This window comes from Rhodobium gokarnense (assembly GCF_025961475.1).
Lineage (GTDB): Bacteria > Pseudomonadota > Alphaproteobacteria > Rhizobiales > Rhodobiaceae > Rhodobium > Rhodobium gokarnense.
In genome coordinates this window covers 96,009-119,095 of record NZ_JAOQNS010000004.1, presented here as the reverse complement: position 1 = coordinate 119,095, position 23,087 = coordinate 96,009, and the positions used below count along the sequence as shown (strand labels likewise).

At 68.2% G+C, this 23,087-nt stretch carries 8 protein-coding genes and 1 riboswitch; of the genes, 3 read left to right on the top strand and 5 right to left on the bottom strand.

Annotated features, from left to right (window positions below; genetic code table 11):
* Positions 1-64: 64 nt before the first annotated feature.
* The 4 genes from M2319_RS08210 to M2319_RS08195 form a co-directional block, all read right to left on the bottom strand.
* Positions 65-466 (bottom strand): hypothetical protein, encoded by a 402-nt coding sequence (locus M2319_RS08210; protein ID WP_264600974.1) that lies wholly within the window; start codon positions 464-466, stop codon positions 65-67.
* A 108-nt stretch (positions 467-574) separates the two neighbouring features.
* A riboswitch (cobalamin riboswitch) is annotated at positions 575-794 on the bottom strand.
* A gap of 51 nt (positions 795-845) precedes the next feature.
* On the bottom strand, positions 846-2,930 hold the full coding sequence (gene pbpC, locus M2319_RS08205; RefSeq protein WP_264600973.1) for a penicillin-binding protein 1C: 2,085 nt from the start codon (positions 2,928-2,930) through the stop codon (positions 846-848).
* 102 nt (positions 2,931-3,032) lie between these two features.
* Positions 3,033-8,549 carry an alpha-2-macroglobulin family protein gene (locus tag M2319_RS08200; protein ID WP_264600972.1) on the bottom strand — a complete coding sequence of 1,839 codons (5,517 nt, stop codon included), beginning with the start codon at positions 8,547-8,549 and terminating at the stop codon, positions 3,033-3,035.
* Positions 8,550-8,777: 228 nt separating this feature from the next.
* A complete protein-coding gene (locus M2319_RS08195) occupies positions 8,778-10,865 on the bottom strand; it encodes a capsular polysaccharide export protein, LipB/KpsS family (protein ID WP_264600971.1) in 2,088 nt (695 codons plus the stop codon).
* Between the two features lie 765 nt (positions 10,866-11,630).
* Here M2319_RS08195 and M2319_RS08190 point away from each other — a divergent pair.
* Together M2319_RS08190 and M2319_RS08185 are read left to right on the top strand one after the other, a co-directional pair.
* Positions 11,631-19,235 (top strand): type I polyketide synthase, encoded by a 7,605-nt coding sequence (locus M2319_RS08190; RefSeq protein ID WP_264600970.1) that lies wholly within the window; start codon positions 11,631-11,633, stop codon positions 19,233-19,235.
* On the top strand, positions 19,232-20,608 hold the full coding sequence (locus M2319_RS08185) for an aminotransferase class I/II-fold pyridoxal phosphate-dependent enzyme (protein ID WP_264600969.1): 1,377 nt from the start codon (positions 19,232-19,234) through the stop codon (positions 20,606-20,608). Before M2319_RS08190 ends, M2319_RS08185 begins: the two co-directional genes overlap by 4 nt.
* Before the next feature lie 10 nt (positions 20,609-20,618).
* Here M2319_RS08185 and M2319_RS08180 read toward each other — a convergent pair whose 3' ends face one another.
* Positions 20,619-21,413, bottom strand: coding sequence for an SDR family NAD(P)-dependent oxidoreductase (locus M2319_RS08180; protein WP_264600968.1), 795 nt, complete (start codon positions 21,411-21,413; stop codon positions 20,619-20,621).
* Positions 21,414-21,685: 272 nt separating this feature from the next.
* Here M2319_RS08180 and M2319_RS08175 point away from each other — a divergent pair, with 272 nt between their 5' ends.
* Positions 21,686-23,086: a capsule biosynthesis protein gene (locus M2319_RS08175; RefSeq protein WP_264600967.1), complete on the top strand. Its 1,401-nt coding sequence runs from the start codon at positions 21,686-21,688 to the stop codon at positions 23,084-23,086.
* Position 23,087: the final 1 nt, after the last annotated feature.

Genomic DNA, 23,087 nt, shown 5'->3' with positions numbered 1-23,087 from the left:
TCGGACGCAGGCGCGACGGCAATCGGCCCTTTCGCCTCAGCCGCAAGGAGCACTTGAAACCGCCTCAGTTGACCGGAACGGTCTCCGAGACGACCCGCGCCGATGCCGGCTCGCCGACCGTCTCTGCTTCCGCGATGAGGTCGCCGAGATCGGCGCTCCGGGCGATATCGCCGAAGACGTAGGAGCGGACGGCCGAGACGGAAAAGCCGAGCCGGCAGGACCGCCCGCACTCTTCCACGATGGCGCAGCCGTCAAAGGCGAAGTCGGTTCCAGCGCCGCTGCCCGCCCCGCCGAAGGCGCGCGCGGCATCGAGCTGGGCGATCAGGCTGAGGCCCGGCCGGCACACCGTTCCGGTATGCGGACAGATCGTGTTGAGGGTGATGACCCGGCGCAGCCGCATCGCGGCGGCAAGGTCGGCGCCGTCGAGGCGGCGGAAGGGCTGGGTCCTGGCGTTGCTCGGGTCCATGGCATCGATCCGTGTCGGCCCGCTTGGGGCACGGCGAAACGGTCGAGGACCCGGCGAAGGCGGGAAGCATCCATGATCGTATCTCCTCCGGAACACCCCGTCCGGGTTGGGGTTGCGGTCATGACGGCAGGTCTCCTGGCTCGCGGGTCGACGCTTCGTCCGGCCTTCCCGGCCTTGAAAAGGCCAGTGGCATGATCGGACGGGCTCGCCGCTCACAGTTGCGGGGGCAGCCCCGGCTTCGGCCCTCGATTTAAGGAGGGTCTTCCGGGTTCCCTTGGATCCCGTGCCGTGATTCCGGCGCGGGACGACCGTCGCTGAAAACGCTAGCGACGACGGCGGATAATGGCAACCGGCAGAAATACGGGGCGCGGCGAAATGCCTATTCGATGTATACGGTGACCCGGTCGGCCTCGCCGTTGCGGTCGACGACGGCGATGGTGACGAAGCCCGGCCCGTCGGGCAGCCAGCGCGCCTCGCGGGCAAAGGGCGTCCTCTCGATCGGCCGGCCGTTGGCGAACCAGATGAAGGGCGGCGCGCCGTCGCGGACCTTCAGCGCCAGCGGCACGCTGCGCCCCGCGTCGAGCCCGAGGTCGACCGTCGTGCCGTTATGCGGAAAGGCGATGCTCGGCCCCCGCGCCCGCTCCGAAATGCCGGTCTCCGGATGCCGCCAGCGCCGCAGCGGCGGCGGCAGTTGCGCGGTCGAGGCCACCAGCGTTCCGGCGGGCGCGCGCGGCAGCGGCACCTTCTCGCCGAGCCGGGCGAACGCATCGACGAGGATCGGCGCGGCCGAGGAAATACCGGTGAGGCCGAGGACGGGCGCGGCGTCCGGCCGGCCGGTCCACACCCCCACCACATGGGCGCCGTCGAAGCCGACGGCCCAGGCGTCGCGATAGCCGTAGGAGGTGCCGGTCTTGAAGGCGATGTCGCCGGCCGGCGCATTCGGCGGCGGCGGCGTACCGGAAAGGACGTCGGCGACCTGCCAGGCCGCCCGGGCCTCAAGAACCCGCTCCTGCCTCGGCTTTGCCGGCGGATCGTCCCGGCTGGCAAAGAGAGTCACCGCCGTGCCTGTCTCGGCAATGGCGGCATAGACCTCCGTGAGGTCGAAAAGGGTGATGCCGACGCCGCCGAGCCCGACGGCAAGGTTCGGCGCGGCAAGGTCGGGAAGCTGCGGATGCGCGCCGGCCCGCCCGAGCCGGGCGACGAGCTTGGCCGGCCCGACGGCATCCAGCAGCGCCACGGCCGGCACGTTGAGCGACAGTTGCAGCGCCTCGCGCATCGTCACCGTGCCGCGATAGCCGCCGTCGAAATTGGTCGGCGCATAGCCGGCAAAATCCGTCGGCCGGTCGTCGATGAGGCTCTCCGGATGGCCGATGCCGCCCTCAAAAGCGAGCCCGTAGATCAGCGGCTTCAGGGTCGAACCCGGGGAGCGCACGGCCCGGGTCATGTCCACATGGCCCTCACGCGCCTCGTCGAGCAGCCCGGACGAGCCGACGGAGGCGAGGATCTCGCCATTGCGATGATCGGCAACGAGGATGGCGACGGAAACGCCCGTGCCGAGGCGCCGGGCGCGGTCATGGGCGAGCTGTTCCAGCCGTGCCTGCAAGGATCGGTCGAGCGTCGTGTGGTGGACGTCGCGCTCCGGATGGGCGGCGACGATGTGCTGGGCGAGATGGCCGGCGAGCATCGGGAACGGCTTTCGCCCGTCGGGCACGGGCTCGCGCTTGCCCGCCTCGGCCTCGTCGCGGTCGATGACGCCCTCGCGCACCATGCGGTCAAGCACCCGGTCGCGCGCAGCGTGGGCCTCTTCGTTGCCGCGGTCCGGCCGCCGGCGCTCCGGCGATTGCGGCAGGGCGACGAGGAGCGCCGCCTCGCCGACCGTCAGCCGCTCCGGCTCCTTGCCGAAATAGGCGAGCGTTGCCGCCCGCACGCCCTCCAGATTGCCGCCGAACGGCGCATGGAGCAGATAAAGCTCCAGGATCCGCTCCTTAGAGAGGTTGCGCTCAAGGGCGAGCGCCAGGCGCATCTGCTGCAGCTTGCCGGGGACGGAGCGCGTGTCACGCTCGCTGAGGAGACGCGCCACCTGCATGGTCAGCGTCGAGGCGCCGGAGACGATCTCGCCGCCGGCGGAAACGAACTGCCAGGCGGCGCGAAGGACCGCGCGGGGATCGACGCCGGGATGATCAAAGAAGCGCTTGTCCTCGAACGCGATCAGCATCTGCAGATAGCGCCGGTCGACCTCGTCCGGCGTGATCGCCATCCGCCAGCGCCCGTCGGCGACGGTGAAGGGCCGCAACAGCCGGTCGTTGCGGTCGACGACGAGCGGCGAGGTGGCGATCGTCATGCGCGGCAGGACCGCCGTCTCGACCCAGCGGTCAAAGGCAAGGTAACCGGCAACGGCAAGCGCCCCGACGACGACCGCAAGGACACCGGCGGCAACGGAGAGACGCCGTGCGCTCACACGCATCGCCAACCCCGCTGCACCCCGGTCGGGGCCCGGCAGGCATGCCCTGCCGTCCCGGTTTTCAACGCCACCATCGGCTCGACCCGCAAACGTCCCCCGCGACCGTTACCGGACCGGACCGATGACGTCGACCCGCCCGCTCGCCGTGCGGCCGCGTTGCTCGGGCCGATACATGTCTTCGACCAGCGCCGCCGGATGGGCGAAGCTGCCGGGCGACACAGCCCGCGCGATATAGGCGAGCCGGAACGACAGCGGCGACCGCGGCTGCCGGTCGACCGAGGCGACGAACCGGTCGGCGCGGAACTCCAGGTGGTCGGCGCTGGAGGAGAGCCCCAGCCAGTCGAGCGCCTGGATGCTGCCGCCCGAAAGGAGGTTTGGATTGTCGATCTCGATGCCCGCCGGCAGCGGGTCGACGATCAGCAGCCGGCCGCGCACGTCGGCCTCGGCCGTCACCGTCAGCACCGTGACGAAGCGGGTGTTCTGCTTGACCTCGGCGATGTCGAGCGGTTTTCCCTCCATGGTGTAATAGGCCCGCTCGATCCGGTAGCCATTGCCGCCTGCCGGCTCCGGCACGCGCGGCACGCCGGAGACGGTGATAACCGCGTCGAGCCCGTCGGCCCCGAGATTCTCCACCTCCACCGGATTGCCGGTCAGCCGTTCCGCATCGAAGCGGGCATAGAGCGCCCGGTCAAGACCGCGACCATCCACGCGAAGGTCGGGCTTCGCCGAGGTCTCCACGAGGGCATTCGCGGCCAACAACATCCAGGCCTTTTCCTGGGTGCTGGTGTAGCGCGAGCGGAGGCTCCGCTTTGCCAGCCCGGCGACCAGCCGCTTCATGTCGAGGGCCTTTGAGCGGGATTCTGCAACGAGCGTCACCAGCCCCGCCCCGTCGCGCAGGTCCGAGCCGTAGTCGTGGCGCGAGACGCGCACGTCGTCCTGGCCGCGCGACAGGTCCGCATAGGCCGCCTTGAACGCCTTGTCGGCCCTCAGCCGGTCGCCATAGAGCGCCAGCGCGGCACCGATTTGGGCCTTTGCGAGCGGCGTTGCGAAGCTGTTGATCTTGATATCGGCGTAGTAGCGCAGATCGCCGATCGATGCCCGCCCGGCCCGCGCCAGCACATAGAGCGCATAGGCGACATCCTCGCCGCCATCCTCGAAATCGGTGGCATAGGAGAGCCGGTTGGAGAGGTTGTCGATGGCAAGGTCGTAGCCGATGCGCGGCACCGGGTAGTCCTTTTCCTTCGCCCGGGTCAGAAAGTCCGAGACATAGGCGTCGAGCCAGAGATTGTCCGACCCCGGATACCACATGCCGAAGCTGCCGGAGGACGCCTGCTTGGCGAGCACGCCTTTGACCGCTTCGGCGACCCTCGGCGCCACCTCCGCGTCGCGGCCGAGGCCGGCGGCAATGGCGACAGAGTCCAGGTAAACGAGCGGCAGCGCCCGGCTGGTGATCTGCTCCGCGCAGCCATAGGGGTAGCGGTCGAGGGCGGCGACGATGCCCGGAATGTCGAGGGCGCCGGCACCGCTGATGGAGACCGCCACGGAGCCGGTGCCCGGCAGGAACTCCTCGAGCACCTCGCCGTCGATGGTCAACCGCCCGGTGCGGGCGGCAAGGCTGACGACGTTGCGGCGCGAGACCGGCGGTTCGTTCGCACGCACCGGGATCGTCAGCGACTTGGTCAGGAGATCGCCGTCCGGCGTCGTCACCACCACGTCGAGCCCGGCATCGCCGACCCGCTCGCCGTTGATCGGAACGGAGATTTCCGTGCGTTCGGTCTCGCCGAGCGTGACGGTGCCCTCGCCGGTCCCCGGTGTCAGCGCCAGCCTGTCGTCGGTGCGCACCGAATAGCGAACTTCACCGGCCGGGCCTTCTACATGGGTAAGCTCCAGGAGCAGCCGCGAGCGGTCGCCCGGCGCCAGGAACTGGGGCACGGAGGCGGCGACGACAATCGGATCGCGGGCGATCACTTCCCTGGTGCCGTGGCCGACGCCGTCGGCCGTCCAGGCCTGGACCATCAGCCGGATGGTGCCGTTGAAGTCAGGGATATCGACGGGAATGGTCGCCTTCCCGTTTTCGTCGAGGCGGACGATGCCGGAAAAGAACGCCATCAGCTTTTCGGTCGGCGGCGTTCCCTGCAACTGGCCGGCCATGCCGTCGCCGCCGGTGCGGATGGTGCCCGGCACCCCTTGCATGCGGTCGATGAGCTGGCCGTAGAGGTCGCGGATCTCCACCCCGAGCCGGCGGCGGTCGAAATAATAGTCGTCCGGCGCCGGCGCCTCGTAGCCGGTGAGGTTGAGGATGCCCACATCGACGGCGGCAAGCGTAACGAACGCCTCCCCGCCGGCCGGCAGGTTTGTGATTTCAATGTCGACATCGAGCGTGCCGCGCGGGCGCAGGGTCTCCGGCGCGGTAATCTCGACGGCAAGGTCCCGGTCGCCGACGTCGACGCCGGCATGGGCAAGGCCGAGGGCCCGGGCCGGCATGCGCTTGGCCTCAAGGTCCATCGGCCGGATCAGGCTCGCCGTGACATAGGCCCCGGCGCCCCACTCCTCCGTCACCGGAAGCTCGACCGTCGTGCCCTCTTCCGGTACCTCCACGGCCTGCATGGAAAGCACCCGGTCGGACATCACCATGACCATCGCCGTGCCGGCAAAGCGCGGCTCGATATTGACCCGCGCGGTCTCGCCGATCGCGTATTTCTCCTTGTCGAGGGCAACGCGCAGGAAATCGGGCGTTTCCGACGAACTCGCCGCGATGTACCAGCCGGCATCGAAGGAGACGCTGGAGGCGATGGGATCGCCGTCGGTGGTCTCCACCTGCAGGCGGTAGCGGCCCCATTTCACCGGCATCTCGATCTTGCCGGCCTCTTCGGGGCCGGTCGAGACGGTGCCGGTCTCCACGCGCCTGGTGGTCGTCACCGGCTCGTAGTTCCAGCTCCCGTTCTGGCGATACCACTGGTAGGAGGTCTCGATGTCGAGCAGCGACCATTTCAGGTCTTCGGCCGCGATGCGCGTGCCGTCGGGCTGAACGACGATGATTTCGAAGGCCGCATTGCCGCCCTCCTCCACCGATCCGTCGAACATCGGCTTGATGCCGATCCGCGCTCCATCGGGGCGCACGGGAAGCTCCAGCCGCCGCTCCACCCGGCGCCCGCCGGCATCGACGACCCGTGTCGCGATGGCGGCCTTCAGGAGGCCGGTCGTCGACGGCAGGTCGCGCAGGGAAACGGGGATCGTCGCGGTGCCGTCCGCGCCGGTCCTGAGCCCCTCCGGCAGCGCCTGGTAGCCGGCCTCGACCCGCTCCTCGGCAAGGCCGAATTGATAACCCTTGAAGCCGTCCATCTCGCGGCTCGGCGACACGTTGATCTCACCCTCGATGGCAAGATCGGCCGCGACCGCGCCGTAGAGATAGCGCACCTCCACGGAGAGATCGGTGACACCGCTCGGGTCGATGGCCTTGGCGTCGGTCTCAAGGTCGTAGTCGATGCGCTCCGGCTGGAAGTCCTCGACGAGGAAGCCTTCCTCCGAAAGGGACTGGCCCTTGGGATCGCTGTAGACCGCGACCTGCCAGGTGCCGCGCATGGCGTTCGGCGAAAGCGCAAGGTCGACGGCATGGCCGCCGGCGCCGGACCCCGAACTCGTCATCCGCGTCGATTCCACGCCATCCGGCCGGCGGAACACCACCGTCAGCGGCAGGTCCGACACGGCCTTCACCTCGGCGTCGCGCACCAGCGCGGTGGCGTGCACCGTCTCGCCCGGCCGGTAGATGCCGCGCTCCGTCGTCAGATACACATCGAGCGGCGGCGGCGACGGACGTCCGGCAACGCCGCGATCCGTCAGGTCGAAGGGAGACTTGGTAAGGTCCAGAAAACCGTAGTCGCCGTCCGCGCCTTCGGCCACCAGCAGTGCAGGCCGCTGACCGCCGGTGCCGCGCAACAACCCCGGCTGGAAATTGGCGACGCCCTTATCGTCCGTAGCGGCCGTCCCGAGAATCTCGTCATTGACGGCAACGAGCCTGAGCTTGACGCCGGAAAGCGCCTCGGCGCTCGACAGCGCCCGCACCACGGCCGTCAGCCCGTCATTGCCCTTCAGCGCCGTCAGCCCGAGGTCGGAGACGACGAACCACTGGGTCGCCTTGGAGCCCCAGCTCTCGCCGCGCGCGTCCTTGGCCTCCGCCGTCATCACATAGGCGCCGGGCTCCAGCGTGTCGATCACCTCGCCGACCGGAATGGCGGTGGTCACCTCCGCGTTGAGCTTGGAGGTCACGTCGATCTCGCCCTGCCACACCTTCTCGCCCGTTTCCTCCTCGATCTGGTTGATCTGATAAGGATTGAGCTGGCCGAGGAAGACGCTGTCGGAAACGGCCCGCGCCATCGAGCGGTCGCCGATCCGGTGGATCTCGGCGGCAATGGTGTCGCTGTTGATGGAAACGATCGGGATCGCCGCGCTGCCGCCCTTCGGCAGCACATAGGAGCGCCCGGTAAAGCGCACGGCCGGCGAGCGGTCGCGCACATAGATGTCGAGATTGACCGCCTTTTCGATCTTTTCCCCGTCCGCCGACGGCAGGCCGGGACGCAAGGTCAACTGATAGCGCTTGCCGTGCTCGACGCCGTCGACGCAGATCTGCCGCTCCTCGGCCTCCTTGGAGAGCCCGGAGCCGCCGCGCACGGACAGGTAGTCGACGAGCCCCTCGCGCTCGGCCGGCAGCGGATAGGCAAAGACGAGGCAGATGCGCGGCGATGCGGCGTCGGAATCCACCTCGTGGCTGACAACCCGGAACCCGTGCTGGGCAACCACGGCGTCATAGGCGGCGCGCACCATCTTGTCGTCGATGAGGGCAAGGCTCGCCCGGTAGGAGCGGATCGCCTCGCGCCAGATGCGGCGCTTTTCCAGCGCCTTGCCCAGGAGGAACAGGGAACCCGCCCGCTCCGCCTCGTCGCCGGATCTCAAGTAAGCGTTGATGGCGGCCCCGGAGCCGAACTCCTCGGTCTGGCGCTTGACCTGCCAGTCGGAGGGATTGGAGGCGATCAGCGCCTCCGTGAAGCGGGTCCAGAGGCTGCGGCTGTCCGGCGAGACGGAGAGCGCAGCGCCATAGAGCGCCGCCGCACCCTCATTGTCGCCCGCGAGCTTTTGCACCTCGGCCGCATCGATGAGCTGGCCGTAGCTGCGCGCGCCCGGATCGTAGTGACGGGAAAGGCTGGCGGCGAAGGTCCTGGCGCCCTCCACCATGCCCTTCGGCAGGAAGCCGAGCTCGGCCGCCCGTTCCTTTTCCACGTCGGGCTTCGGCGCATCGACGCTGACGATGCGCCCGGAGACGGCGCCGGCAAAGGCGCGAAGGTCGCCGAAATCGGCCTTCAGGAAGCACCACTTTGCAGACGTGTTATAGGTGAAGGCGACGCACTGCTGATTGCCGAGGCAGGAGCTCTTGCAGGCCTCAAGCTCCACATCCTTCAGGATGTCGTAGTCGCGGCCGAAATAGTCGGCGTCCTCGGTGATGACGAGGCTCCGCTCGGCGGCACGCCCGGGCGCAGAGCCGATGACGGCGAACGCCGCAAGCATCACGAGGAGCGCGGCGAGAATCCCGGTATTGAACTGCAAAATCTGGCGGCGATGGCAACGCATGGTCCGGTTCCTCCCTCAAAGCCGGATCCGCCCGTTGGCCCCCCGGGGGCGGGCGAGAAGTGTACGGCGCGCCGCAGCACCGGTAAAGCGCGGGTTGCGGGTTTTTGCTTATGAGCGCGGCCGATCTTTTGCCGGATGCTGCGCGCCCTCCTAAAGGTGGGCGAGCGTGCGGCCCGATTGTGGCGCCAAGAGGTCTTTTGTTGCCGAAGGAACGGCTCCAGGGACCGCTCAGGAGAACGAGACGAACTGCCGAAAGCGTGCCCTGAGCCGGTTCGCGGCCGCGAGCGCCGGGGCGTACCAGGCCGTGCGCGGCAGGAGGCGCCGGGTCAGCCGCCCTTCCCGCTCCGCCAGGATGCGGGTTGCGACGTCCTCGGCCGAACAGGGAATGCCGGTGCGCGCATCAATGTGGCTGGAGGCAACGATCAGCGTGCCGGCGACCAGTTCGTCGAGCGTGAGCCGACGGCGGCCATCCGGAACGGGCGCCCGGTCGGTGGTGAGACCCCGCCCCGCATAGAAAGGCGCTCCCCAACAGGTGACGGGAAGACCCGCCATCAGCGCGGCAAAGCCGGCGTCAGAGCCGACCGTGTGGACGCCGTCGACCGCGACCTTGCCGGCAACGATGCGCTCCAGCGTCTCGAAGCCGTCGGCCCAGGCCGCGGCCATGTCCTCGGTCAGCCAGCCGGGCGCCGCGCGCGCCGCGCAGTCGGGATGATCGACATAGAGGAGCCTTGCGTCGGGAAAGGCGTCGCGCACGGCGCGCAGGAAGAGGAGATTGCTGGCGAACGGATGGTCCGCATGGCGGCGCACACCGTCGAGTTTTTCCCCCAGCACCACTAGGACCTGATCCGTGCTCCGCTCCGCGGCCTCGCCGTCGCCGGCAGCGGCCGCAAGGCCGGCAACGAGGGTCGTAGCCAGCGCCTTGCCGCGCGCCCTGAGGCGCTCGTTGAAGGGATAATGCCCGAGCACCCAGTCGAGCCGCCCCTCCTTGCCGAACGGCGCCCGGTCGTCGACGACCAGTGAGGTGGCGGCCCTGCCCGGCCCGCGCCCTTCGAAGAAATCCATCGGGCTTATCCCGACGACGCCCCGGTCGGCCCGGCGCGGATCGGCATGCCGGTCGATGCCCGGCGCCTCCTTCCAGAACAGGAGCCGCGCATCGGTCCGCCGCGCCAGGATCGGGCCGACAAGCCGCCCGGCAAAGGAGAGCCGGTTGCCGCCGTCGTTGAAGAACGACCGCGCCGCCTTGCGCTCGGTAAGCGGCCAGGAAACGCAAACCGTGTCGATGCGGTTGCCTTCGGCGTGATCGCGCCAGGAAACGAGCCGGTCGATCGCCTCAAGGAGCCCGAAGACCCTGCCGCCCACCGGATCGGCATAGTTGGCGTATTCCAGATAGGCGGCGGCAAAGATATCGAGGGCCGTGCGGGTCTCGCCGCGGCGCGAGAGCGCCATCCGCGCCTTGCCGTCGTCGGGCGTATCCTCGGTGAGGCCCCAGCCGGCAAAGAACGGCACGCCGAAGCAGCGCACCGGAAGGCCCCTGAACGCGGCCTCAAGGCCGAGCTGGCTGGTCACGGTCCAAACCGCATCGACCCGTTCCAGGAGGTCATGCGGATTGCCCATGTCGGCGATGAGATGGAGGCCCTGGTCCCGCGCGACCCGGTCGATATAGCCCCGGGCGCGTCCGGCCATCACGTCGGGATGCACCTTCACGGCGATGTCGGCCGCGGCAAAGGTCCTCAGCGCGGTCTCGATCATCCTGAGGAAACTGCCGGCACTGGCGAGCCCGCCGGCGATCGACTGGTCGCCGAACACCTGGTCGACGAGCAGCACCTTCCAGCGCCGCCGCGCCGATCCGCTTCCGCTGCCGGCCGGTGCGACCGTGTTGTACTTGGTCAGCCGGTGGCGCAGGAAGAGGTCGAACCCCTCCTCCGCCTCGGCCCGGCGCCGTGCGTCGAGGTGCGATGCGCTGCGGATGAGGTGCTCGATGCGCGACGGCCGCGCGGCTTCATAGTAGATGCCGCGGTCATCGACGACGACGGAGACCGGCGGCAGCTTCGCCGAGGCCGAACCGGCCGAGCGCAGGAACCCGTCCTCCACGGCGACGTAAGGAAGGCCGTTGCGGCTCGCATAGGCACGGGCCTTGCGCGCCGTCGGCTTGGTGCCCCAGCCGATGACGATGTCGACGTCGCCGGCATGGGCGTCGGACGGCCATTCCAGCACGCCGGAGACGCCGAGCAGCGCCTCAAGATGCGGGATCTTGACCATGCCGGTGGAAAACACGGCCGCCACGTCTTTGCGGATCGAACGGTTCGAAAGGTCCAACGGAACGCCCCGGCAGCAACGGAAACAGGGAAGCCGTCTCCTTACCCGCTTCGCCGGCCGCTGACAAACGCCCGGGCGTGATCCCGGAGCAGGCCCTTTCCCTGTCCCGAAACCTGACACATTTGACCATTAGTCGTCGGACTTAGGGACAACAAGGGGAATCCCTGCCGGGTCGGCGCAACGGGAGCGCGTTATGGACTGCGGCAAACGCTCGGGGAAAAGACCAGGAGACGGTGACCGCGGCACGGCCGGTCCCGGCGCGCGCTTTGGCGTGCCCGGGGCATCGTGGTTTGCGCCGGTGCGCTGTCGTCCGATCGACATCCCGCAAGCACCGCCCGGACAGCGGTCGACGGCCGGGCGTAACAATGGTTTACAAATTTTGAAGCGTCGGCCACGGCAAAGGAATACGGCAAGAAAACCTTTGCGAATTCGACACTGAACCGACCGGGGAGCGGCAAAATTTGAAAAAACCACAGGAATCAACGTTCGGCGCGATGCAAGATGGCGAGGGTTTCCCGCGCCCGCGGGCTGTTGTCCGCTGCTTGCGCAGTTTTGACCGATACAGTATGACCCGAGGCTTAGTTTGGTGTCGTGGGGGCCAGAAACCAAGCGTCCTGCGCGGACCGCGGGCAGCCGCGCGTGGGGATTGGTTGACCTTGAGGGACGACATGCGTTTTTGTGGCTCAAACACCCAGCACACCCGGCACGCTCCTTGCGTCGCGGCGCCGAAACAAGCAAAACGGACAAATAACAAACGGCTTTTGAATGTACGGTGAAACCCGCGACATTGCGATCGTCGGCTATGCATGCCGACTTCCGTCGGCCGATTCCCCGGAGGACTTCTGGAAGGTTCTCGTAGACGGGAAGTGCGTCATCGGCGAAGTTTCCGGCGACCGCTGGCCGACCTCCCGTTTCGGCCACCCGAACCGTGCGGTTCCCGGCAAGAGCTACACCTGGGCCGCCGGCCAGCTCGACGACGTGTGGGGATTCGATCCGGGGTTCTTCGGCATTTCGCCGCGCGAGGCCGTGCAGATCGACCCGCAGCAGCGCCTGCTTCTGCAGGTGGTCTGGGAATCGCTTGAGAATGCCGGTATTCCGGCCAGCAAGATCGCCGGCGAAAAGGTCGGCGTCTATGTCGGCGCCTCCTCACTCGACTATTCCTATCGCTTCATCTTCGATCCGGCCGCCGGCGACGTGCAGTTGATGACCGGCAACACGCTGTCGATCATCTCCAACCGCATCTCCTATATCTACGACCTGCGCGGCCCGAGCTTCACGGTCGATACCGCCTGCTCGTCCTCCCTCGTCGCCCTGCATGAGGCGCTGGAGGCGATCCGCACCGGCCATATCGACACGGCCGTCGTCTGCGGCGTCAACCTGCTGCTGGCCCCGCTCGCCTTCATCGGCTTCGCGCGCGCCTCCATGCTGTCGCCGGATGGCCTGTGCCGGGCGTTCGACGCCGACGGCCAGGGCTATGTCCGCTCCGAGGGTGCGGTTTCCATTGTCATCCGCCGCGCCGACGTCGCCCGCGCAGAAGGCAACGGCATCCGCAGCCTGCTCGTCGGCTCCGGCATCAATTCGGACGGCCGCACCGTCGGCATGTCCCTGCCCTCGCCGGAATCCCAGGCGGTCCTGCTCGACGACGTCTACCGCGAGTTCGGCGTCGACCCCAATGCGCTCGCCTTCATCGAGGCCCACGGCACCGGCACCCGCGTCGGCGATCCGGCCGAGACCTCCGCGCTCGGCAGGGTGCTCGGCACCAAGCGTTCCGATGTCCTGAAGATCGGCTCGGTCAAGACCAATATCGGCCACCTGGAGCCCGCGTCGGGCCTTGCCGGCCTCCTGAAGGCCGTGATGGCGCTGGAGCACGACGTGCTGCCGCCGTCCCTGCATTTCGACACGCCGAACCCGGACATCGACTTCGAGGGCCTCAACCTCAAGGTCGTCACCAAGCCGACCAGGATCGCCCGCAACGGCGAGCCGCGCTATGCCGGCGTCAACTCCTTCGGCTTCGGCGGCACCAACGCCCACGTCATCCTGCGCGACCCGGACGCCTCCGACCTTGCCGCCCCCGACCATGAGCCCGACGAGCATACGCCGCTGGTGCTGTCGGCCCAGTCGGCCGAGGCGCTGACGGCGCTGGCCTCGGCTTATCGCGAGGAAATCGAGCGCGCCGACAACGCCCGCACGGCGGCGATCGTCAACGCCGCCGCCCATAGCCGCGAGGCGCTCGACCGCCGGCTCGTCATCATGGGCCGTGACCGCAAGGAAAAGCTCGCCGGCATCGACGCCTTCATCGCCCGCGAGAAGTCGACCTCCTATGTGGAGGCCCGTGCCGTCGCCAAGGCGACCGAGGTGGCATTCCTCTATTCCGGCAACGGCTCGCAATGGGCCGGCATGGCCCGCGACGCCTACCAGAACGATGCCGACTTCCGCATTTCGCTGGAGCGGGTCGACAAGCGCTTCATCTCCGTCGCCGGCTGGTCGCTGCTGACGACCCTGTTCTCGGCCGAGCTGGAATCGGAAATCGAGCGCACGGAGATCGCCCAGCCGCTGCTCTTTGCCATCCAGGTTGCGCTGACCGAGGCGCTCGCCAAGCGCGGCCTGAAGCCGGCCGCCGTCACCGGCCACAGCGTCGGCGAGGTTGCCGCGGCCTGGGCCGCCGGCGCCCTCGACCTCGACCAGGCCGTGCGCGTCATCCACGCCCGCTCGACCCAGCAGGAGGTGATCCGTCACCTCGGCGGCATGGCCGCCCTCTTGTTGCCGGAGGATCAGGCGCGCGAGGCGATTTCCCCGCCCGAGTTCAAGGGCATCGAGATCGCCGCCGTCAACAGCCCGCGCTCCGTCACCATTTCCGGGCCGAGCGACCTGCTCGACGCCTTCGGCAAATACGCCCGCAAGAAGCGCTGGGCCGTACGCCGGCTGAAGCTCGACTACCCGTTCCATTGCGCCCTCGTCGATCCGATCGAGGCGCCCCTGAACCAGTCGCTGAGGGATATCACCCCGGTCGACGGCGACGTCACCTTCATTTCCGCCGTCTACGGCGAAAAGGTCGCCGGCAGCTCGCTGGATGCCGACTACTGGTGGGAAAATGTCCGCCGGCCGGTCTATTTCCAGGCCGCCCTTGAGACCCTCGCCGACATGGGCCACCGGGTGCTGGTGGAGATCGGCCCGCGGCCGGTGCTCAACACCTACGCCAACGACACCTATCGCGCGCGCGACATCTCGGTCGCCTGCGTCTCCTCCCTCGACAAGGACGACAGCACCAAGGTCGACCCGATCGGCCAGATCGTCGCCAGCACCTTTGCCGCCGGCGGCACCGTCGACAAGGACGTCCTGTTCGGCAAGCCGGTGCGCGCGAACGTCGTGCTGCCGACCTATCCCTGGCAGAACCAGAGCTTCCGCCCGGACCGCACGTCGGAGGCCGTCTCCTATCTCGACGGCCGCAACCACATGCTGCTCGGCTACCGCATGCGGGCCGAGGCCGGCGAATGGTTCAACCATATCGATGCGGAACTGGTCCCGCTCCTGGAAGACCACAAGATCGAGGACTCCGTCGTCGTCCCCGCCGCCGGCTTCGTCGAGATGGCCCTTGCGGCCGGCCGCGAATGGTTTGGCTCCGACCGGCTGGAGCTGCGCGACATGGACATCATGCGCCCGCTCACCGCCGACGGCCACGACACCCGCGAAACCCTGCTGCGCCTGTCGCCCGACGACCTCGTCTTCGAGATCTACAGCCGCGCCCGGCTCTCCGACGACGAATGGTCGATGCATGTCCGCGGCACGCTGGCAAAGCTTCCCGATATCCCGTACCGGCAGGAGCCGGTGCCGGAGGTGGACGGCGGCCTTGAGGCCGAGCCGCTCTATCGCCTGACCGAGGAGTTCGGCCTCTTCTACGGCCCCGCCTTCCGCCGCGCGGCCGGCGTCGCCACCGCCGGCGACCGCATCGCCCGTGTCGACTTCAAGGCCCCCGGCGCGCTCACCGAGACTGCCGGCTTCGCCCTCGACCCGACGCTGCTCGACAGCCATTTCCACGGCCTCTTCGCCCTGATCGCCCGCGTCGGCGAGGCGCCGGCCAACACCAGCTTCCTGCCGGTCCGCATCGGCCGCCTCAGGCTCTTCAAGGCCGGCGTCCAGGCCGACCACGGCATCATCCGCGTCACCAGGGCCTCGCCCCGCTCCATCGAGGCGACCTTCGAGCTGATCGACGCCGACGGCGAGATCGTCGCCGTGCTGGAAGGCACCCGCTTCCGCGCCGTGCCGCTCGCCCGCCGTGAACTGCCCGACGAACTGGTCTACCGCACGGTCGGCCGCCGGCTCGGCCGCCGCGGCGAGGCCTCCGCCCTTGCCGACCTCGCTGCCGGCGACGTCCTTGCCTATGCCCGCAAGCACGAGCTGGTGCTGGCCGCCGACGCCGATCCGGAAGAGCGCGACACCTCGGAAGCCTGGCTTCTCATCGAGGCGACTGCCCGGGCCATCGCCTATGCCGGCATCGCCGCGATCGCCGATGGCGACCTTGCCGCCTTCAGGACCGACACCGCGATCACCAAGGGCCTGCTCGCGTCGGAGACGAAGACCCTCGCCAACCGGCTGCTGCTGGCGCTCGAGGCCGCGGACCTTGCCGAAGAGACCGACGGCACCTGGCGCATCGAGGCCGAAAGCGGCCTGCCTGACCCGCGCGACATCCTGTCGACGCTGGTCGCGGAACATCCCGACCGCATCGCCGAGGTCGCCCTCCTCACCCACCTGCACGACGCCCTTCCCGGCATCCTCAGGGACGGCTTTGTCGACACCGCGACCGCGTTCTTCACGCCGGCCGTCGTCGACCATCTGGTCACCGGTTCGCCGTCCTTCATCCCCGGCATCTGCTCCGTCGCCCGCACCGTGGAGGCGATCGCCGCCGACTGGCCGCGCGAGGCGCCGCTGCGCATCCTGCAGCTCGGCGCCGGCAACGGCCAGCTCACCTACGAACTGTCGCGCTTCCTCGATCCGGCCTTCACCAGCCTCACCGTCAGCGACCTCGACGACCACGAGCTGGAACGCGCCAAGGCGCGGGCGACCGCCATGCCGGGCCGCAGCTATACGGCCTTCCAGGACGTTGCCGCGGAAACCGCCGCCCATGGCGGCTTCGACCTCGTCGTCTCCGCCAATGGCCTTGCCCAGGCAGACGAGGCAAGGCTGCGCGACATCAAGAACCTGATGGCCTCCGGCGGCGCGCTGATCGCCACCGAGATCGCGCCGAGCCTGACCTTCGACCTCCTGTTCGGCATCGGCGCCGACTGGTGGTCGGAAACCGCGGATCACGACCTGCCGGTCTCCATGCTGCGCGGGCCGGAGGACTGGGCCGCCCAGCTTTCAGAGGCTGGCTTCGCCGATTGCGGCATCGTCCAGATCGACGATCCGGACACCGATATGCTGATGCTGTCGGCGCGCGCCAAGCGGCGCGTCAACGGTGCGGCCCCGGCCGAGGAAGCCGCCGTCGCGCCCGCCCGCATCGTCATGGTCACGGAGGCCGGCGGTGCTCCGCGGACGCTGGCCGATGCGCTGGCCGCAAGCTTTGCCGACGGCCGCACGCTCGTCACGGCAATCCCCGGCGAGCGCACCAAGGACAAGGGCGACGGCACCTGGACGCTGTCGCTGGCAAGCGACGACGACCGCGCCGCCTTCAAGGCCCTCGTCATGGCCGAGCCCGGCACGGAGATCGTCTACCTGTCCGCTGTCGGTGCCGACGAAGCGGCGCCGCTCGCCGCCGTCACCGCCAGGACGAGCGAACTTACCGCCCTCCTGCAGTCCCTCGGCAATGCCGAGCTGCGCCTCTGGCTGGTGGCGCCGGGCGCCGCCCAGAACCTCGTCAACGACGCCGTCCACCGGCCGGTGCAGACGGCGCTCTGGGGCTTCGGCCGCGTTGCCGCCAACGAGTTCCCCGGCATCGAATTGCGCATGGTCGACGTCGCCCCGGCGCTCGAGCCGGGCGAGGCCGCCAGCCGGCTCGCCGCCGAGATCGCCGAGCCGGGCACCGAACGCGAGGTCGTGCTCGACGCCAGCCGCCGCAGCGGCATCCGTGTCGTCCATGGCGGCGTGCTGCCCTCTCCTGGCGAGTTCGACGGACCGGAAGACGACGCCGGCTACCGCCTCGACATGGTTCGCCAGGGCTCCCTCGACGGCCTTGCCTGGCACCGCATCGCCCGGGCCGAACCGGCCGACGGCGAGATCGAGATCGAGATGGCCGCCAGCGGCCTCAATTTCCGCGACGTCATGTGGGCCCTCGGGTTGCTTCCCGAAGAGGCGCTGGAGGACGGCTTTGCCGGCCCGACGCTGGGCATGGAAGGCGCCGGCACGGTCACCCGCGTCGGGCCGAACGTTGCCCGCTTCAAGCCCGGCGACAAGGTGCTGACCTTTGCGCCTGCCTGCTTCGCCACCCACGTTACGGTTTCCGAGCGCGCCTGCGCGCCCATGCCGTCCACGGTTACGCTGGAAGAAGCCGCGACCATCCCGGTCACCTTCCTCACCGCCTATTACGCCCTGGTCTATCTTGCCCATCTGGAAGAGGGCGAGACCGTCCTCATCCATGGCGGTGCCGGCGGTGTCGGCCTTGCCGCCCTGCAGATCGCCCGCTGGCGCGGCGCCACGGTCATCGCCACGGCGGGCTCGGAGGAGAAGCGCGCGTTCCTGAGGATGCTCGGCGCCGAGCACGTGCTCGATTCCCGCTCCCTCACCTTTGCCGACGAGATCGCCGAGATCACCAATGGTGAGGGCATCGACGTGGTGCTGAACTCGCTGTTCGGCGAGGCGATGATGCGCTCCATCGACGTGCTGAAACCGTTCGGCCGGTTCCTGGAGCTCGGCAAGCGCGACTACTACGCCAACACCCGCATCGGCCTTCGCCCGTTCCGCCAGAACCTCTCCTATTTCGGCATCGACGCCGACCAGCTCTTGACCCGCCAGCCGAAGATCGCCGACCGCATCTTCGCCGAACTGGTCGAGCTGTTCGAGGAAGGCGTGCTGACGCCGCTGCCCTATCGCAAGTTCTCCGGCAACGATGCGACCCGCGCCTTCCGGCTGATGCAGCAGTCCGGCCATATCGGCAAGATCATCCTCACCGCGCCGCGCGCGGTGGAGGCCCGCCCGCCCGCCGCACCGCTCGCCCTGAAGGAAAACGCCACCTACCTGATCGTCGGTGGCTTCGGCGGTTTCGGCCTTGAGACCGCTAAATGGCTTGTCGGCCTCGGCGCCCGCAATCTCGCCATCACCAGCCGCCGCGGCGCCGCGACGGACGAGGCCAAAGCCGCCGTCGCCGAGCTGGAGGCCGCCAGCGTCACCGTCAAGCCGATCGCCTGCGACGTCGCGGATGCCGCTGCGACCGAAAAGATGCTCGCCGAGCTGAAGGCCGACATGCCGCCGCTCGCCGGCATCCTGCACACGGCCATGGTGCTCGACGACGCCCTCATCGCCAATCTCGACGAGGGCCGCATCGAAAAGGTGCTCGCCCCGAAGATCGCGGGCGCGGCCAATCTCGACCGGCTCACCGCCGACATCGATCTCGACCTCTTCGTCCTGTTCTCCTCGGCGACCACCATCGTCGGCAATCCGGGACAGGCCAACTACGTCGCCGCCAACGCCTATCTGGAAGCGCTCGCCCGCAAGCGCCGCGCCGACGGCAAGGCCGGGCTGGCCGTCGCCTGGGGCGCGATTTCCGATGCCGGCTACCTCGCCCGCAACACCGACGTCAACGACATGCTGAGCCGCAAGCTCGGCCGCCATGCGCTCGGTGCCCGCGAGGCGCTGGACGGCCTCGGCCGCCTGCTCGTCCATTCGCCGGACGCTGCCATCTCCTACGCCCGCATCGACTGGGCCTCGGCCCAGAAGGAGCTGGCGCTGCTCGCCACGCCGCTCTTTGCCGACCTTGCCTCCGACCTTGAGGCGGAGAGTTCGGAAGGCGGCGCGGAGATCGACGTTGCGGAACTGATCTCCGGCCTCGACCGGCCCCAGGCCATCGAGACGGTCGCCAAGCTGCTGTCCGGCGAGATCGCCCGCATCCTGCGCCTGCCGGCCGAGGAGATCGACCGCCACCGGCCGCTCTCCGAGATCGGCATGGATTCGCTGATGGCGCTGGAACTCAGGATGGCGGCGGAGCAGCGCCTCGGCATCGACATCCCCCTGATGTCGATCGCCAACGGCGCCACCCTCTCCGACATCGCCGGCAAGGTCACCGCCCGGGTGCTGGGCGAAGAAGAAAGCGGCATTTCGGCCGATATGGAAACCCTCTCGCAGCGGCACATGGACCACGAGACCGCCGGCAGCGAAGACATGACCGCGATCGCCGCGGCCATCGAGGAAAAGAGCCAGACGCTCAGGAACTTCCTGAAATGACCAAGCAACGCGGTATCGGCGGCCTCACCGGCGGCGCCAAGGACCAGCTCCTGGCCGACATCCGCTCGGCCAAGAAGACCAGGAAGGAGCGCCGTCCGGCCCCTGCCCGCCAGAGCGCCAAGGCCGGCAAGAAGGCCTTCGACTTCTCCGAACTGGACGACGTCAAGCAGTACCGCATGCAGCGCGCCGCGGCCGAACTGATCGGCATCGATAACCCGTTCTTCCGGCCGCACGAGGCGCTCGCCCGCGACACCACGCTGATCGGCAATCAGACCTACATCAACTTCGCGTCCTACAACTATCTCGGCCTCAACGGCCATCCGGAGGTCGCCGAGGCCGCCACCGAGGCGATCCGGCGCTACGGCACCACCGTTTCGGCGAGCCGGGTCGTTGCCGGCGAACGGCCGTTCCACCGGGATCTGGAAAAGGCCCTCGCCGACATGCACGGCGTCGAGGACGCCGTCGTCATGGTCTCCGGCCACGCCACCAACGTCACCTCCATCGGCCATCTGATGGGGCCGAACGACCTCGTCATCTGCGACGCGCTGATCCACAACTCCATCACCGAAGGCATCAAGCTCTCCGGCGCCGCCCGCATGCTCTTTCCGCACGACAATCTCGATGCGCTGGAGGAGATGCTTGCCAACCACCGCTCCCGCTTCGAGCGGGTGCTGATCGCGGTGGAAGGCCTCTACAGCATGGACGGGGATTTCCCCGACCTGCCGCGCCTCATCGAGATCAAACGCCGCCACGATGCCTGGCTGATGGTCGACGAGGCCCATTCGATCGGCGTCCTCGGCGAGACGGGTCGCGGAATTGCGGAATATTTCGGGACGGATCCCACCGAGGTCGAGATCTGGATGGGGACCCTCTCCAAGACGCTTTCCGGCTGCGGCGGCTACATCGCCGGCTCCTCGGCGCTGGTGGAATATCTGAAGGTCGGCGCCCCCGGCTTCGTCTTTTCCGTCGGCATCGCCCCGCCGGTCGGCGCCGCCTCGGCCAAGGCCGTGGAGATCATGCTGCGCGAGCCGCACCGGGTCGAGGCCCTGCGCGAGAACGGCCGCCTGTTCCTGGAGCTGGCCGCCGAGGCCGGGCTCGATACGGGCCCGTCCATGGGCTATTCGGTGATCCCGGTGATCACGGGAGATTCGGTAAGCGCAGCAATGCTTTCCAACAGTCTCTTCGAGCGCGGCATTAACGCGCTGCCGATCATCTACCCGGCCGTGGCGGAGAAGTCGGCGCGCCTGCGCTTCTTCATCACGTCGGAGCACACCCGCGAGCAGATCCGCCAGACGGTTGCCGCAACGGCAGAGGAACTCGGCAAGATCCGCGAACAGGGCTCCCAGTTCGGCAAGATTTTAGGCGGCGCCTGAACGCAAAAACTCAGTCCTTTCTTCCGTCCGGCTCGATCTCGGCCGAAAATCCGCCCATGAAAAGGTCGCCGATCTTCCTCGGCAGCATCTTGTTGAGGGTGATGCCGACCACGAGCGGCAGCGGAAAGGCGACCATCGCGCGCCGGCCCCTGAGCCCCTTCTGAATGATCGTCGCCGCTTTTTCCGCAGAGATTTCAAAGGGTTTTGCGCCCTGGTGGCGCGCCGACATCGGCGAGGTGACGAAGCCCGGACAGATGATCGTCACATGGATGCCGAACGGCTTCAGCCAGCCGCGCAAGGAATCCCCATAGGCGACGACGGCCGCCTTGCTGGCGCTGTAGGAGGGCATGTCCGGCAGCGCCATGATCCCGGCGAGCGAGGAGACGAGCGCGATCTGCCCGCGCCCGCGCGCCCGCATGGGTTCGACGATGCCGGAAACCGTATTGACGACGCCCTTGTAGTTGATCTCCGCCTGGCGCTCCGCATCGGCATCGCTCTCCCGGCTGCGCCCCGGCCCGAGCCCGCCGGTCACCCCGGCATTGGCGATCGCAAGGTCAAGTGGATGCCGCGCATCGAGATCGGCGAGCCAGGCGTGCAGACCCGGACGGTCGCGAATGTCGACCGTTGCGGCGACGACCGTCGCCCCCTTGTCCCGGCATTCGGCCGAAATCGCCTCGAGCTTCGCCCCGTCGCGGCCGGTCAGGCCGAGCACGATCCCCGGCCCGGCATAGGCCCTGGCCAGCGCCATGCCGATGCCGCCGGTGGCCCCGGTAATGAGGATCGATGTCGGATCGGGTCGGGCCATGCTTTTCGTGTCCTTTCAAGGATATAATCGGCGCTCGGGCCGGGCCACCGAGTAGCAGCGGAATCCGGCGCTGTCGAGGCGCGCGGCACCCTGCCGGCAATTGCAAGTGAGTTGAATTTGCGCGACTTTTTGCGGGTATGGAAACTGAATAGCGACAGCCGGGTGCCATTTCTTGACACCCCCCGGCGCGGATGCTACCCGAGCCTCAATTCTCCCTTCGCCGTGTCCATCGCTCCGGAAAACCGGCGAGCGTTCCGGTTTGGTAATTGGGTATGACAGCGAAACGGCGCCGCGTCTTTCTTTTCCTTCAGGGTCCCCCGTCCAGCTTCGCCAAGCTCCTGAGCGACGAGCTTGACCGGCGCGGCCAGCGCACGATCCGGGTCAATTTGTGCGCCGGCGACCGCTTCAACTGGCGCAAGAAGGGGGCCGTCAATTTCCGCGGCAAGTTCGAGGAATGGGCCGACTTCGTCGAGGAGCTGATGCTCCGCGAGGGCGTTACCGACGTCGTCTACTATGCCGACCGCCTGCCCTATCACAAGGTCGCGGCCGCCGTCGCCAGGAAGCACGGCATCGTCCCGACGACCTATGAATTCGGGTATCTCAGGCCCGACTGGATCACCCTGGAACGCGGCGGCATGTCCGCCTATTCCCATTTCCCGAACGATCCGGACAAGATCCGAGAACTGGCGGCAAAGGTTCCCGAACTCGACGGCGAGACCAAGTATCCCTACAAATTCCGCCACGAGGCCAGCCACGAGGTCATCTTCAACCTCTCGCAGGTGTTCTTTCCGTTCCTGCATCCGCACTACGACGCGGATAAGTATTACCACCCTCTGGTCGACTATCTGAGCTATATTCCCGGCCTGATGTCGAGCTATGTGAACCACCGGCTCGCCAAGCTGGTGACCCAGAAGGTGAAGCGCCAGAAGTTCCCGTTCTTCCTGTTGCCGATGCAGATGCAGAGCGATTACCAGGTGCGCGCCAATTCGCCTTTCACGCATCTTTCCGAAGTCATCGACCTGACGATCCGCTCCTTTGCCGCCCATGCGCCGAAGAACGCCCGGCTGATCTTCAAGGTCCATCCGCTCGACAACGGCCTTGAGGGCTGGCCGCGGATCGTCCGGCGCATCGCCCGCGATGCCGGCGTCTGGAAGCGCGTCTACCTGATCAATGGCGGCAAGCTCAACGTCATGCTGAACCGGGTGCGCGGCACCATCCTCATCAACTCCACGGTCGGCCTGCACGCCATGCGCGCCAACTGCCCGATCAAGGTGCTGGGCGCCGCCGTCTTCGACATTCCCGGCCTCACCTTCCAGGGATCGCTCGACGAGTTCTGGACCAAGTCCGAGCCGCCCGACCCGGCACTGCGCGACGCCTTCGTGCGCGCCGTCGGCGCCACCATCCAGGTGAAGGGCAATTTCTATACGAAGGAAGGCCGCGCCGTCGCCATCCCGGAAATGGCAAAGCGCCTGATCGAGGGCACGGTCAACGAGCCGGACGCCTTCATCGATCCCCCGCCGCGCCTTGAAGCGGCCAAGGCCGCCGGCGTCCCGGTCGTCGACGACGAGACGATGCTCGCCTCCTTCAAGCCCAAGCAGCGGCGCAATCCGCCGAGCGAGCCGGCCGCCCCCGCGGAACAGTCTGGGTCCGCCCCCACCGACCCGGCGGGCTAGG